The sequence below is a fragment of the Armatimonadota bacterium genome, assembly GCA_028871815.1.
Classification (GTDB): domain Bacteria; phylum Armatimonadota; class Chthonomonadetes; order Chthonomonadales; family Chthonomonadaceae; genus REEB205.
In genome coordinates this window covers 175,331-189,541 of record JAGWMJ010000004.1, presented here as the reverse complement: position 1 = coordinate 189,541, position 14,211 = coordinate 175,331, and the positions used below count along the sequence as shown (strand labels likewise).

The window sequence follows — 14,211 nt, the reverse complement described above, 5'->3', positions numbered from 1 at the left end:
GCTGTGAGAATCAAGGAGAAGCATTGAAACATACCAATCTCGGAAGAACGGCGCTGCGCGTCAGTCGCTTGTGCCTGGGAACCATGAACTTCGGCCCGCAAACCAGCGAGGCCGACAGCTTTGTGATCATGGACCGTGCTCTCGAGCACGAGATCAACTTCTTCGATACGGCGAATGTCTACGGTTGGCAGAAAGGCGAGGGAGTTACCGAACAGATCATCGGACGATGGTTCGCGAAGGGCGGTGGCCGGCGCGATAAGGTGGTGCTCGCCACCAAGGTCTACGGAGATATGGGTGCCTGGCCGAACACAAGCCGTCTCTCGGCCCTGCATATCCGGAAAGCGTGCGACGATAGCCTGAAGCGCCTGCAGACCGACTACATCGATCTTTACCAGATGCACCATATCTGGCGTGACGCTCCGTGGGAGGAGGTGTGGCAGGCGATGGACCTGCTGGTTCAGCAGGGGAAGGTGCTCTACGTAGGTTCGAGCAACTTCGCCGGCTGGCACATCGCCCGCGCGAACGAGGCGGCAAATGGCCGGCACTCGCTGGGCCTTGTCTCCGAACAGTGTCTGTACAACCTCAATGCCCGGAAGGTGGAGCTTGAGGTACTGCCGGCCGCCCAGGGGTACGGAGTTGGCGTTTTGCCCTGGAGCCCGCTGGGCGGCGGACTGCTTGGCGGCGTACTCCAGAAGATTGAGGAGGGGCGCCGGGCAAGCGAACAGATGCAGAAACAGATAACGGCAAACCGCCGGAAGCTCACAATGTGGGAGAATCTCTGCCGGCGGTTGGGCGAAAACCCGGCGAATGTGGCGCTGGCATGGCTGCTCCACCAACCTGCCGTCACGGCGCCGATCATCGGACCTCGCACCACGGCCCAGTTGGATGATACGCTGCGCGCCCTGGAGATATCCCTTTCACCGGCTACCACAAAGCGCCTGGACGAGCTGTTCCCGGGACACCGGCCCGCGCCGGAAGGCATCTCCTGGTAAGATCGCCGGCGCCGCCATCGATTTGGCAGCAGACGAGCCGCGGTCTATTCGTAGATCGGCGGCTCGTTCTGTTTGCCCAGCGGTTCGATATCGTGCAATCTTGGGCAGCCGACGCGGGCAACGCGGTTACCGTGCGGCGAAGCTGGACCGCTGTCCGGCGAGACTACTTGCGCCCAGCCGTCACAATGCGGACTCCGCGCAGCGGATGCTCCTGCCGAAGCATCGTCGACCAGTGCCTTCGCAGCCAGCTCGCTGAACGTGCCTGGCCGGCCTCCAGGGCCAACCGCTCCGCTGCAAACGCCGCCGGTAAGGGGGTTTTTGGCGCTCGCCGGATAACCCAGTATCTGAGCGCTTCATCAATGACGCAAGCAGGCACTGCGGGCGTAGCCAGCACGCCATGGACGAGGATCGTTTTGGTTTTGGGCTGGTACCACGAAATGCCTTCGTGCCGAACTCCTGCGTGAAACCAACAGGTACGCAAGCCGAAGCCCTGCATGCCGTACCACTCCGCAATCGCCTCCAGCCGCGTCTGGATGGCCGGCTCCGCGCACATCCCCGGGCGAGCAAGAAACGCCTGCCAGATCGAACTGCGGACATCGTGCCGCGCCGCGGCCCGTGCCGGCCCGGCCGGATGGCAGCGCTGGTAGTGCGCGTTCCAATCGTTCTTCAACCAGAGGTCCGTCTGGGCGTTCAGCGCTCCCAATGAGCGACGTTCCAACTCCTGCTCTACCACTCCACCCTGGTGCGGGTGACGGTAACGGCGCGGCAGTGCGGATCCGAAGCCATGGCAGTAGTGCGCCAGCTCGTGCGCGATAATTCCATCGGTAACGTACTCCGGCGCATCCGGGTGGGCCAGAAGCGGGTTGATACGGATCTGTGAGCGGGCGCCATGCCGGGCAATGCTGCCTAACCGTCGCAGCGCCGGGGTACCGAACCGGATCACGACCGCCCCATCCGCTACATCCGAAAAGGCGGTTCGGCAAAGCAGCGCCAGCCTCTGCTCCAGCCACAACTGGTCGCGCCACTCCGGCGCCTCACCGGCGGCAGCCACTAAGCGTCCAACGCCGCCGACTGCATTACTGCAGGAAGCAACGGGCGTCGGCAGCGATGGATCAATGAACCGGCGCCCCACCGCCTCTTCGAGCCGGCCGTTCAAACAACAGCAGGAGCACCATTACGCCCATTCCCACCCAGGCCATCATGTGGAAAACGTCGGCATAGGTCATCGTCGCAGCCTGCGCCATCATCGAGTGGTTCAACAAGCTGTAGGCTCCCGCCGTCGCGTCGGCCGGACTTTTGCCGCTTGAGCGCAGGAATCCTTCAATGGCTGCCAGCCGGTGCTGGGTTGCGGGGTGGTAGATGCTTACGTGGTCGCTCAGCCTTGCGTAGTGCAGTTTCATTCGCCGGTCGACCAGTGTGGCCAGCATCGCGATGCCGAGGGAGCCGCCGAGCTGCCGCGCAAGGTTGTAAAGGCCGGCGCCCGAGCCGAGGTCACGGGCCGGCAGCGTACCCAGAGCTACGAGCGAGAGCGGCACGAACTGCAGACCAACTCCGCTGCCGCGCAGGATGAGTGGCCAGTACATGGAGTTTGCCGGCGCGGTGAGTGTGATCCGCACCGCAAACTGATACATCGCCATAATAAATATCAGGTTACCGATAAAGATCAGCCGCCGCTTGTCCATCCGGTTTGACAACTGCCCCACCACAGGCATCATTGCTGCCGATGCAAGCCCTCCGGGCATCAGCAGCAGCCCCGTCTTCTCAGCCGTGTATCCCTGCACGTTCTGAAAGAACTGCGGCAGCGCAAAAACCCCTCCGTAGAGCGCGAATCCGAGGGCGAACGCAAAAACGGTCCCGGCCGCCATGTTCCGGTTCTTGAGCACACGCAGGTCTACCGCCGGCGACCGGTTACCGGGCCGCAGCTCCCACCAGATGAACATGGCCGTACCCACAAATGCGGTAAGCGCCAGAGCTGCAATAAAATTCGACTTGAGCCAATCGTCCGCCTCGCCGCGTTCCAGCACGGTCTGCAGCGCACCGAGCCCTAGAGCCAGAAAACCAATGCCGACGAAATCCGCCGTGCGCCTCGCCCGGGCATCCGGCGAATCGGGCACATAGAGCAGCGTCAGTGCGGCGGCAGCTATTCCCACCGGGACGTTTACAAAGAAGATCCACGGCCAGGTGAACCGATCGGTGATGAATCCGCCCAGCGTGGGCCCAAGGGTTGGCGCCGCGATAACGCCGATGCCGAAGAGCGCCTGGGCAAACCCGCGCTGATCCGGCCGGAAGATCTCCATCAAGGTGGCCTGGGCAGTAGAGAGGAATGCCGCGCCGCCCATCCCCTGCACGATCCTCCACAGCACCAACTCCGAGAGGGTGCGGCTGGTGCCGCACATAAACGATGCGAGGGTGAAGAGGCAGACGGAGAGGAACAGGTACTTTTTGCGCCCGAAGAAGTCGGACAGCCAGCCGGTAAGCGGCAGTATAATTACATTTGAGATTATATAACCTGTAGCCACCCAACCGATCTGATCCAACGTGGCGCCCAGGTTGCCCATCATGTCGGGCAGCGCGACGTTGACGATGGAGGTGTCGAGGACCTCCATAATCGTTGCCGCCACGATGGCAAACATGATTGCCGCCTTTTGCGGCATGCTCAGCGTGTAGGCAAGGCCGCGCCGCGGCGCGATTGCGGGAGCCGGTTGTGCTTCCGCAGCGCTCAATGAGCGCTGCCCGTATCCACCGTGACCGAGGCAGAGAGACCGCCGCGCAGCCGGTTGAGGTTGGGCTGGCCGGCATCAAATGTCACCTTCACCGGCACGCGCTGAACCACTTTGGTAAAGTTTCCGGTTGCGTTGTCGGGCGGCAAAAGGGCAAATGTGGCGCCTGTGGCGGCCGAGATCGAGTCGAGATGGCCGCGGAATGTGACGCCCGGGATGGCATCCACCTGGATTTCGGCCTGTTCTCCGGCCTGCATTCCCTTGAGCTGCGTCTCGTCAAAGTTGGCATCAACCCAAACGTCACGATCCGGAACGAGCGCCATGAGTGGCTGGCCGATCGCCACGTGCTCTCCAATATCGATGTTCTTCTTGCTGATGCGGCCCGTTATGGGGGCAAGGATGCGCGTATTCCGCAGTGCAATCAGGGCTGTATCCAGCTCCGCCTTAGCGGCCGCAACGCGCGCGTTTGCAACCTGGCTGCCGTGCTGCGTCACCTGCAGCTGCTGTGGCGCTTCCCGGGCAATCGCCAGTTTCGCCTCGGCCTGCTGCTGTTTGGCATGATCCTGCAGAACCGACTGCCGTGCCGAGTCCACGCGGCTCTGGGCCTGCACCACCAGGGAGTATGCAGACGCCGCCGCGTGTTTTGCCGCGGTCACCTGGTCGCGCGCCTGAACCACCGCCGAAGTCTGCGCCTTCACGGCTGCGAGCGCGGCGGCAAGCGCGGCCTGCTTCTGCGCGATCATGGCTGTCGCCGCTGAGGCCTCCTGGACGGCGCTGTCGCGCTGAGCCTGTGCCGCAGTGGCGGCAGCCACTGCAGCATCGTACGTCTGGTCACTGATCGCCTGTTGGTCGTGAAGGGTCCGGTAGCGCTCTGCATCGCGCTGTGCCTTGCCCAGATTGGATGCCGCGGCGGTGACGGCGGCTTGCGAAGCGCCGGCGGCGGCACGAGCGGCTGCCACGTCGGCACGCGCGGCGGCTGCCACCTGCTGCAGCCGTGCCTCGGATGCCTGCTGGGCCCGCAGATTGGCGTTAGCGCCATCAACGGCGGCCTGCGCCGAGCCGACACCCGCTACCGCACCTGTGACAACCGCGCGCGCAGTATTGGCGTCGGCTTCCGCGCCGGCGGTTGCGCTGCCGGCCTGGGCTACCGATCCGGCAGCCGCAAGCAGCTCCGCCGCCCCACTCTGCTGCGTGACGCCCACGGTATCTGCCGCGCCGCCCGCGGCGGCCTGCGCCACGGCAAGATCGGCCCGCGCGCTCTCGACCGCTGCCTCGAAGGTGCTTGGGTCGATAACAGCCAGCAGCTGCCCCTTAGTCACCTTCTGGTTGTCGTTTACCAGCACCTGGATCACAGCTCCCGGCACCTGCGGTGTTATCTGGTAGACATCCGTCGTACAATAGGCATCATCGGTGGACGGGTGCGTCTGCATGTAGAGGAGGTGGCGAATACCTATCGTGATGAGCAGGATGGCTGCAATCGAGATGCCGGAGATGAGCAGGCGCTTTCCCCAAGGCGGCCTTTGAGTTGCGGAAGCTTCCACGCCGCTTAGATCGGGCGACGTGCCCGCGGCCGACACTGGGCCGTGCCCGTCCGCGCCATTTGGAGCCGGCGCGTGGTGACCGGCATCCAGCGGCTCGCGCGTTGTTGTTTCGCTCATTGGGCGCTCCCAGTGGCGTGCACTGCCTTGCGGGCAGGTTTTGCCGGCGGCGCCGGTGAGGCCGCGGCAAGCAGGTTCGTTCGAAATCTGGTCATTAGTGATATCATTGCAAAACAGTCCGTGTCATCGAGCGTTCCACATACGCGGCGTACGGCTTCACGATACTCGGCAAGGCCGGCATCCAGACGGCTGCGCCCGCGCTCGCTCAGCTCCACATGCAGAACGCGACGGTCGGAGCGCTGCCGGATGCGACGCACCAGTCCCGCCTTCTCCAGGCCGTCGACCAACCTTGTGACGTTCGTGGGCGTGACGCTCATGCGCTGACTGAGCTGGCACATGGAGCCGGCTTCCGATTCCGAGTCGCGCAGCAGCACCAGCAGATTGAGCTTGGCCAGCGAAAGGTCGAGCGGTCCGAGCGCGGCGTTGAGCGCGTCGTGAAGCAGGTTGTATGTCTTCACAAGGTTTGCGGCGGTTTCGGCGGCCAGCAGCGTTCGCGCATCGGCAGGACCAACGATCCGCGCCACCTTTTCACGGACGAGCGGATCGCGTTCCAGCGGCGGCGCGCCGATCGCTGCTCCGGTTGTGACATTAGGTTCAGTCATGCTTCATGCCGTGATGGTAAATGCATTGAACATTCACCTAGGTATTATACGCCATAGAGCCGGATGGGTTCCCATTCCATGGCAGGAGTCGGAGATTCGCGGGATAAGAAGGTGTGGGAAATTGACCTTCTCCCCTAGCTCTGAAGCGAGCGTGAGGTCAAGTTCCTTCGCGCCCGCGCTCGCGAAAGCGTCGAGCATTTCGACCGTTGCAGATGCGCTGCCTTTGCATTCCGCGTGGTTTTTGCGCCCGCCCGCCCGAATGAGTCCTGACCTTGCCCGGTCGTCGTCCATGGGACAAAGAATGCCCTTTTTCGCCGGGCGGTGTACACGATGGTTGGCGACGTTCCCCTCGATTGGGGTAACCGGGCGCTGAGAGGGCCGTCAGCCGAGATGAAATGGCACGCGACCTTGCGTGTTCACCAAGTCAAATGCCGAGCCGGCTCTTAATGCGGTCCCACAATCGATTCCGAGTTTCCGGTATTGCATGGGTTTGCGCCGCCGCTGGCATTGCAGCGGTATCGGGATGCAGCTTCACGACGCTCTTATCGCGCGCTCTACCGGCAGCAATGCGCTCTTCCGACCACTGCTCGGCCCATTGAACCGTATTCCGTCTAATCCAGTAATGGGATCGGCATGGAAGGCTCCAGTTTCCAATCGAGGGTTGCAGCGATATGGTATCGCCATCAAAAGTCAATTGCCATCGAGCAGGTGATATTGGCGTAACCACCTCTTCCCCGCAGCCGCAGCAACATGCATGAATGGCTGTCTTGGAGGACATAGAGACGTAGAGGGTCCCCGGCTCCAGTTTCTCCGGTACGCTCTCAACGAACTCGGACCGAACGCTATTCAGTCGGCCCATTAGCACCGTTGTTGAATATCAAATTGTTGTTGATCGTGTACGTACAGTCCAGCTCTGCTCGTTCATCGACGTAATATCCAAACAGCTTCTTCCACCTGATTACCGCGAGTGTGGCATTCAGAGCATTCAGATCGGCAATCTGAATGTTGAGATCGTAATCATCTTCATCTTCAGTTTCGGCGAAGGAGGCACGCTCGCGGAAATGGTCGCGATGTCCGGGGACGGAAAGAGTTGACCGAACACTGCCGCGTATGCGGTGATCGACCACCGTCACCCCTATTCCGACATCAATAAACGGTCGGCCTGCCGCCTCCAATGCATCGACGATCACCCGTCGAGCGCCCCCCTTGTCTACACATATGAAGACAAAATCCATCTCGTCCAGTTCGTGAACGTTGTGAGTTGTGATGGAATAACTATGATAGGAAATGCCCTTTCGCATTGGGGCATAACGCCCAGCATAGTACTCCACCTTGAGCGGCTTGGACTTTAAGTCTTCAGCAGAGGGCGCCCCTGGCGCCCGGAATGCGTTCCGCTGCTCGAGCACGTCCCCGTCGTAGAGGTGGATTTCCCGTATCAATGTCTTGGCGATCAGGTCAAGAACGTAAGAGCCTGTCCCACCGAGGCCGACGATGGCGACCTTGTTAACCTGCAGCTTGCGCGAAGTCATCAGGATGTTCGCGTGCGTGGCGGCAGTGTCGGCATAATGGAAGACCGAGTATTCTTCCTCGACCGGGCCGATTACAGGCTTGGTAATCGCCGTGGCGCTGGTGTCGATCGCCTGAGCTGGTGCTGAGATGATCCGAACATACGTGGTTATCTTCGCGTAGTAGTCAGAGTAACCAGCCGCCGGCTTGTTGGACAACGAATGATCTATAAAGAACCCAGGGAAAATCTCCTGGCGCTGGCTGCCGTGCTTGATTTGTGCAATCTCAGAGCCGTCGGGGTTGCAAGGGTGAGCGCCGCAAAAGAACGCCACGTGCGTACCTGGCGTCTTTGTTTGATCTACCTCGAGATCGAGCGCGGACACCAGAATGCCGTGCGCTAGCTCCCGGTTAGCTGTGACATAGGGTACATTCTTAACCAGGAGGTAGCCATTTCGGAGGTCGATGTCGTATCCTTCGTCCCGAAGCCGCTTGAGGTCAGAACTACGAGCGATCAGTTCTGTCGACATTTATAGAGGTTCCGTTCTTCACGATCAATGTCTGGCCGGCGATCAGCGAACCGCGTTCTGGTGTCTGGTCGGCTCGATCGTAGATTACCGTGTACTGGATCCGGTCGTTGAACACGGGGTTGGGATATGCCAAGCCAACAACCTCTTTGAAGGTCAGTTGGTTGTGGTCCACCGTTTTTTCTCCGCTATTCACCTTGATATGGAATTCTTTGACATGCTGCTCGGCCAGTGGCTGAGCAGCGACTTCTGTGTTCACGTGTAAGCCTCCATGATGGGTTCGTTAGTGAAGAGCAGCGCCGTTTCGCAGCTCATCCGTTATTAGTATACGCATTGTACGCCGACTTGTCAACACTCCGCGAAAAAAAAGTCACTCACGCTCGGCGAGCTGATCGATTACCTCATCGAGCATCCGGGTTTGGTTTGCCAGGGTACTCAGCCCTAGCGTCTTTACGCGAATCCCAGCAGCCTGCTTCGAGACCTGAAAACGTTGGGCGAGCTTTGCTATCACTGATTCGCTAAAGACCAAATCTTGGGGCCGCGGGCACTTCAGGTTTGCGTTTGGCATAAAGGATTCGGCCACCTCTACAAAAATGGACTTAGGCATTAAGATAGCTGCCATACCGACATTTGCCTGGTACTCTCGTCGGTTCAGCTGAGGGCGAATTACCCCAAAATCCCTTTTGAGGCAGACATCTCCCTGTTGCCTTAACTCGTCGTCTTCGTCTCCAAACAAAGAGAACTGGGCCGCTCGGCTTTCCGCATCCTGACGATGAAGTATCACATGTGCGCCCTCATGGGCCATGGTGCTTCGAAGCCGTCCTCGAACCCACGAAGGAGAGGATTCTGAGTCTGCAGAGCTTGTAAGGTCCCTGTTTATTTCGACGCGAGGTGCCTTTCCTGGCGTAAAGTGCGTCACGCCGAGTACATCGGTCGGGAGGTCGGCATGTTGATCCAGCTTGACTTTCAAGAAGCTCTCAAGGAGAACTTCAACATCTACGGCAGGTTTATGAGCCGTTGGAAGGAGGCTAGCCCGTCGAAGGTGGTCGTCCATCGTCCGCTCGATGATGTCCGCCTCGATGAAGGGAACATCTGCTACGACGGCCCGCACTACTCGCCCCCTTGCTGGTCTTGCTCGATCCTACGGAGCAATTCCTGTAGTTCATCCTCGTTTAGGTTGCGTTGGGAGATTCGTCGAAAGAGCCTATAGGCCGTCGGCTGATCGCGCAAGTAGCGTTCGGTTTGATCGCCCAAGCGGCCAGCTCTATCCAAAAGGTCGTCCACATCCAAGGCAAGCAAAGCTGCCGTCCGCCTTAGGACGTCCTCAGCCGGAATGCGGCGATCGTTCTCGATATCGCTTTGATACGACGGGGTAATGTCGAGCTGCCCCGCGAAAGTGCGGAGTGAGACGCCCTTCTTGACTCGGGCATTTCTGATCATATCTCCAAGCATGTCGCCTCAGCTTAGTTTACTTAGTACGCCGACCAGCGTACACGCTGTCTTCCTCGTTGTCAAGACCATACGTCAAGTGTGCGCGCCGAACTGGTAGTGCTTCACTTCACCGGGCTAATCTAGGCTCGCGAAATTCACCCATAGGCAGCTGGGGCAGCCCAAGCTCCTGAAGGTAGGCGTTGTGCTTCTCGGTTGCACCGCGGATCCGGGCCTCAATTGCGAAGAAATCTGCGTGGACGACCGCCCCGGTCGAGCTCCTGCAGGAGTTCCGCGCTGCACTCGCTCACCCGGATGAACTCGACAGCCTTATCATATGACCGAGCGCTGTTGGCGGTTTTGGGAATCAGGTAAACGCGAAAGGCAAAGGCCTGGTCGTCGCGGATCTCAGCGGGCAGCGCGGTGCGGTAGTCGTCAATGAATTTGCATACGTCGCCGTATTCGGCGGTCTGGAAGCGTCTCAGTGCCTCGATCGCTTCCGGCGTCCGCTGGGTCGACAAATACAGCGGCAGACAAAGCGACGCATTGAGCGAGTAGTAGGATGTGAATTCCTTGACAAGGAGCTGCTCGAAGTTCGTTAGAAATGACTGGCAGTGTCCCGCGATCTTGTCGTCGAGCGGCGGCATGAAGCGGTGCTCGATCTTGTGGCGTATGTGTAGGAGCAGGTCCACGTTAGCGGCCATTTGCGTGGTTTTGCCTCCTTCGTAGTGGCGTACGCACTCCCGGAGGCCCCACAGCATTGGCTCGTCATCCAGCGTCCGCGGAGAGCCATTGGGATTCCTGGCAGTGTAGTCAGTGCCGTCTCGCTCGAAGATCGCGTGGAACAAGGCCGTACTCGCGATCACCATGAGTACGATAAACGTGTCGCTCTTGAAGAGGGCGGTCGGGTTGTTGTAGTGCTGGACCGCCGCGAGCGCTGCGTCTCGCGCTTTGTTGACCAACGGTTCGACGTCCTCGTCAAGCAGTGGCTTGGTCGGATCCCGCGCAAGGGCTGCTTTCTGAGAGCAAATGCGACAGAACGCCTCCTCGGTCATGCTGCGAACGCCGAGCGCCTTGTAGCCCCCAGCAAATTGACTCAAGTACGGGCCGAGCTTCTTGGACAGGTTGGCGCGGAAAGTCTCATTCGACCAGCCGCTTTCTACTTGAAGCTCCGCCAGCGTGAATATGCGCCCCTCGCCCTCGGCCGCTACAAGGAATGCGTAGGCCCGGCGTATCTTGTCAGATCCTAGTCTGCGCGGCATGACGGTATTATGATGGCAGCGATAGCCCCTGCTATCGGTTGTAACAGCGACTAAGAGGTGATCCAGGTAATGTGATGGGCCAATCGCCTGTCGTTGGAGCCGTCGAGACAACCTTATCCTGCGCGTATGGCCGCACAGGACGCGCGTAGCTCATGGTCTCAGCTCCCCTCAAACCCCTGCGAATCGAACTTCAAGTCACGGCTGTTCTGCGTAACAACCCGGACAACCTCGTCCGGGGCGCCGTCCGGTATCTCCGCCTCGATCTCCAGCGTTACTTTGACGTTTGCTCCTACGATACCGGAGAGGTGACTGATGACTTCGTCGGCTACTCTGCCCGCGTCGCGGCCGACGCGCGTCGAGTCGAGCGAAACTGAGCCGTAGAACCGATTGAGGCGCGCGGGCGCTTGTACCGCTTCAGGCTCGGAGAGGCGACCGCCGACCGGCTCGGCTCCCGGCCGTGGAGTGTCCGTCGGTGAACGTGTCCCCGGTTGCGTTGCCGGTGGCGCTTCTGCCTGCAGCTGTTGGTGCGCAACGTCCGCCTTCACGAGGAGGCCGTCGGGAAGTGCCGCCTGGAACGTGATCGCGCGGCCGGTTACCAGGCTGCGGTAGCGGTTCGCCGCCTCGTCGTACGAATCGGCATACGCGAAGGAATCCTGGCTCCATGTGAGGAGCTTGATCCCATCCTGAATCGCGTTGACCAGGAGCGCCGGCGACTTGAGCCTGGGCAGATAGAGGTACTTCGCGAAGTAGTCCACGAGGTCTGGAACCGCGACGTGGCTCTTGTTGCTGCCCTCCCATAGCGGAATGCGGTCGAGCTCCATCCGCAGTCGGGAAGGAGATAGCGAAACATACAGCAGGTCCTTGTCGCGGAGCTTCCTCGAAGCGCGCTGGGCGAGAGACCCGTCGCCCTTGAGCTGATGCGTCTCCCAAACGATCGGCGCGGCCGGATTGTTCTCTTCCTGGGTGGGTACGAGGAGCCATTGAAAGACCTCCGGCACTCGCGCGTTGACCGCGCTGTCGGCGTTGGCCTTCTGTGCCTCGGCCTGTCTCACTTGATGGGCGGATAGGTCAAGCGCATCACGCTCGGCGACTATGGACTCCCACGCGAGGAAACGGCGCGTTGCTTCGTTCAGGTCTTGCAGCCTGGTGTTGTCCACCGCGAGAAACGCGAGCGTATTCTGGTAGAGCCTGGGCGCGCTGCCTCGGGTCCGCAGAATCTCCCGGGCGAACGTTTCGGCGGGGCTCGTGTCTTCCTTGCTGTGAGGATGATCGACGTCCAGGACGACAAGTCTGGCGTCGCGGTCGTCTGCCACGTCGGCGCTGGATTGCGGGAACGGATGGACGCGCGAGAAATCGCCAACGCTTCGCAGGTCGAGCTTCACGCGTTTCTCGATCTCCTGGGAAACCGAATCGGTGTCGCGCTTGAGCTGCTCGGCACGATCCTCGGCAAGTTTGGTCACCGTGGGCTGCGTCGAGTACCAGTACCGGGGGCCGTCCTGATAGAGATAGGTGGCGGATGCGGCGAGCCTGCGAAGCGCATCGCCGAAGATCGGCGGCTGCTCACCCGGCATAGCGCAGCCGAGCTTAACTCTGCGGTCGTCAAGTCCCGGATTCGCCGCCGTGGTAGTCGGCGCGGAACCCATGTAGACCGTTCGCGCGACGCGGCGGGTCGCGTGGTAGCGACCGAGATTGGGCGCCTCGCGATCGATCCTGATCGGCAGGGAGATCGGCCCGTCCACGTCCTTCTCGATAACCGGAACCCAGTTGTCCGGCAGGTAGCGCGTCAGCTCGAACTGCACGGTCGGATCGTCGATGGGGATGCTGCAGGGCAGAATGAGGGGATTGCGGTCGCCATTCTCCCACAGACTGTGGATGACCGCCGCCATGAGACGCAGAACGCCGCGCGTCCGCTGGAACTTGGCAAGGCTCGACCAGTCGGTGTAAAGCCGGTCGAAGACCTCGGGATGGATGGGATATGCGGCGCGGATGCGCTGCTCGTATTCGGCGTCGCGACACTCCGGCGGAAACTCCTGATGCTGCGTCCGGTACGTGTCGTAGAAAGACGTGGCGACATAGTCGCGCTTCTTGTACTAGTCATCCGCTACCAGCGGTTCGAACAGACGCCGCCGGACAATCTCGAACCCTTCTTCAGCGCTGGCCGGTCTCCAGGATGATTCAACACGGCCGACCACATTGCGCAGTCGCTCCAGCGCCTCGCGGCCTCGCTGGCCGCCGACTTCGATGTCGTCTCCTTGAGCGTGTGGAGAGGTCGGCGTGTCGCTGGCCGGAAGGCTGATGACCAGGAGGCAGTTCTTCGCTAACTTTGCAGACTCTGTGAGCGCCTGGGCAAAGGAGAACTGGGTCTCGAAGCTCCCGCCCGGCAGATCGCTCGCTGCGTGCAGCTGGCGGGCATAAGCAACCCACTCATCGATCAGAACCAGCGCCGGCCCGTACTGATTGAGCAGCTCCCGGAGCTTGTCTCCCGGGCTGGTGGCGAGCTCGTCGTCCGCGCGGATCTGGTCGTACGCCTCCTTGCCGCCAAGCTGGTAGGCAAGCTCGCCCCATAATGTACGAACAACGGTGCCGTCGGCTTTGACAACCGGATTGCCGGGTGAGATTTTGTTGCCGACAAGAACCACGCGCCTGACTGCCGGCAATTTCGCCGCGCCAGCCTCCGTCATCACGCGATCAACACCGAGAAGCTCGCCGGGATTGGCGCCCGAAGCGAGGTGGTAGAGCGCGAGCATGGAGTGTGTCTTGCCGCCGCCGAAGTTGGTCTGGAGCTGGACAACCGGGTCCCCACCGGCGCCGGTCAACCGGAGAACGGCGTCGATGAGGAGCTTGGTGAGGCTCTCGGTCATGAAGGTACGACGGAAGAACTCGGCGGGATCCCGGTACTCGGCGGAGCCCTCTCCAAGGTGGACTTGCCAGAGGTCGGCGGCGAACTCGGCCTGCTGATAGCGTCCGCTAGCTACGTCGGGATGCGGAGTGACCACCTCCCGCCATGGCGTGAGCGCGCCGGTGACCGTTGAGTCGACGGCTCCGCGCGCCTCCTTCTTTTTCTCGTTGCGAAGCTGTTCGTCGATAATGAGGCGGTTCAGCTCGTGGTACATTCGATCTGCAGCATCGGCCTGTTCTGCGGCAACGGATGTGAGTAGGCGTGTCGAGGAGTCTAAAAACCTGAGCACGTCTCGGGAGCTGAACGCTTCCTGATGCGCCCACCTGTTCCCGAAGTCCCGAATCTCGCTAATGATGCTGCGGTCGGTGAAGCTGAGCGTCCGTCGGAATACTGGCTCCCACTGGTTCCACATGATGGCCAGTAACGACCGCGAGTCGTACTGGGGATTGTCCTCATCTCCAAGCATCGACGCTTGCATTTCGCTGACGGCGTTTCTCATGGAGCGGAACCAATCCGACCCATGAACAGACTTCATCTCTCGCTCGACGAACGGTCCGAGACCATCGCGCAGCAAGTCAAGCGTCTTGCCGACACGCTCGTGGTTGGTGATAGCCATCGAT

The 14,211-nt window shown here is 60.8% G+C and carries 10 protein-coding genes and 1 pseudogene; 1 reads left to right on the top strand and 10 read right to left on the bottom strand.

What is annotated here, in order from left to right; genetic code table 11:
• Positions 1-23 precede the first annotated feature (23 nt).
• Positions 24-992, top strand: coding sequence for an aldo/keto reductase (locus KGJ62_06820; protein MDE2126283.1), 969 nt, complete (start codon positions 24-26; stop codon positions 990-992).
• Positions 993-1,155: 163 nt separating this feature from the next.
• On the opposite strand, the gene KGJ62_06815 is transcribed toward KGJ62_06820, so the two are convergent.
• From KGJ62_06815 to KGJ62_06770, 10 genes and pseudogenes are all read right to left on the bottom strand, one after another.
• Entirely contained in the window at positions 1,156-2,043 is an 888-nt protein-coding gene (locus KGJ62_06815; protein MDE2126282.1) for a hypothetical protein, read from the bottom strand.
• Positions 2,044-2,104: 61 nt separating this feature from the next.
• Positions 2,105-3,715, bottom strand: a complete 1,611-nt coding sequence (locus KGJ62_06810) for a DHA2 family efflux MFS transporter permease subunit (GenBank protein ID MDE2126281.1) — start codon at positions 3,713-3,715, stop codon at positions 2,105-2,107.
• Positions 3,712-5,370 carry an HlyD family secretion protein gene (locus KGJ62_06805; GenBank protein ID MDE2126280.1) on the bottom strand — a complete coding sequence of 553 codons (1,659 nt, stop codon included), beginning with the start codon at positions 5,368-5,370 and terminating at the stop codon, positions 3,712-3,714. The genes KGJ62_06810 and KGJ62_06805 overlap by 4 nt, the downstream gene beginning before the upstream one ends.
• Positions 5,367-5,972, bottom strand: coding sequence for a MarR family transcriptional regulator (locus KGJ62_06800; GenBank protein ID MDE2126279.1), 606 nt, complete (start codon positions 5,970-5,972; stop codon positions 5,367-5,369). Before KGJ62_06800 ends, KGJ62_06805 begins: the two co-directional genes overlap by 4 nt.
• Before the next feature lie 842 nt (positions 5,973-6,814).
• The gene (locus KGJ62_06795; protein ID MDE2126278.1) at positions 6,815-8,005 is read right to left on the bottom strand and encodes a ThiF family adenylyltransferase; all 1,191 of its coding nucleotides are present in this window, start codon (positions 8,003-8,005) and stop codon (positions 6,815-6,817) included.
• Positions 7,980-8,261, bottom strand: coding sequence for a multiubiquitin domain-containing protein (locus KGJ62_06790; GenBank protein ID MDE2126277.1), 282 nt, complete (start codon positions 8,259-8,261; stop codon positions 7,980-7,982). Before KGJ62_06790 ends, KGJ62_06795 begins: the two co-directional genes overlap by 26 nt.
• Positions 8,262-8,372: 111 nt before the next feature.
• Positions 8,373-9,113: an ImmA/IrrE family metallo-endopeptidase gene (locus KGJ62_06785; protein ID MDE2126276.1), complete on the bottom strand. Its 741-nt coding sequence runs from the start codon at positions 9,111-9,113 to the stop codon at positions 8,373-8,375.
• On the bottom strand, positions 9,113-9,442 hold the full coding sequence (locus KGJ62_06780; GenBank protein MDE2126275.1) for a helix-turn-helix transcriptional regulator: 330 nt from the start codon (positions 9,440-9,442) through the stop codon (positions 9,113-9,115). Before KGJ62_06780 ends, KGJ62_06785 begins: the two co-directional genes overlap by 1 nt.
• Positions 9,443-9,666: 224 nt before the next feature.
• Positions 9,667-10,803: a DUF3644 domain-containing protein gene (locus KGJ62_06775; GenBank protein ID MDE2126274.1), complete on the bottom strand. Its 1,137-nt coding sequence runs from the start codon at positions 10,801-10,803 to the stop codon at positions 9,667-9,669.
• Positions 10,804-10,850: 47 nt separating this feature from the next.
• Positions 10,851-14,207: pseudogene (locus KGJ62_06770) on the bottom strand (DUF499 domain-containing protein).
• Between the last annotated feature and the right edge of the window lie 4 nt (positions 14,208-14,211).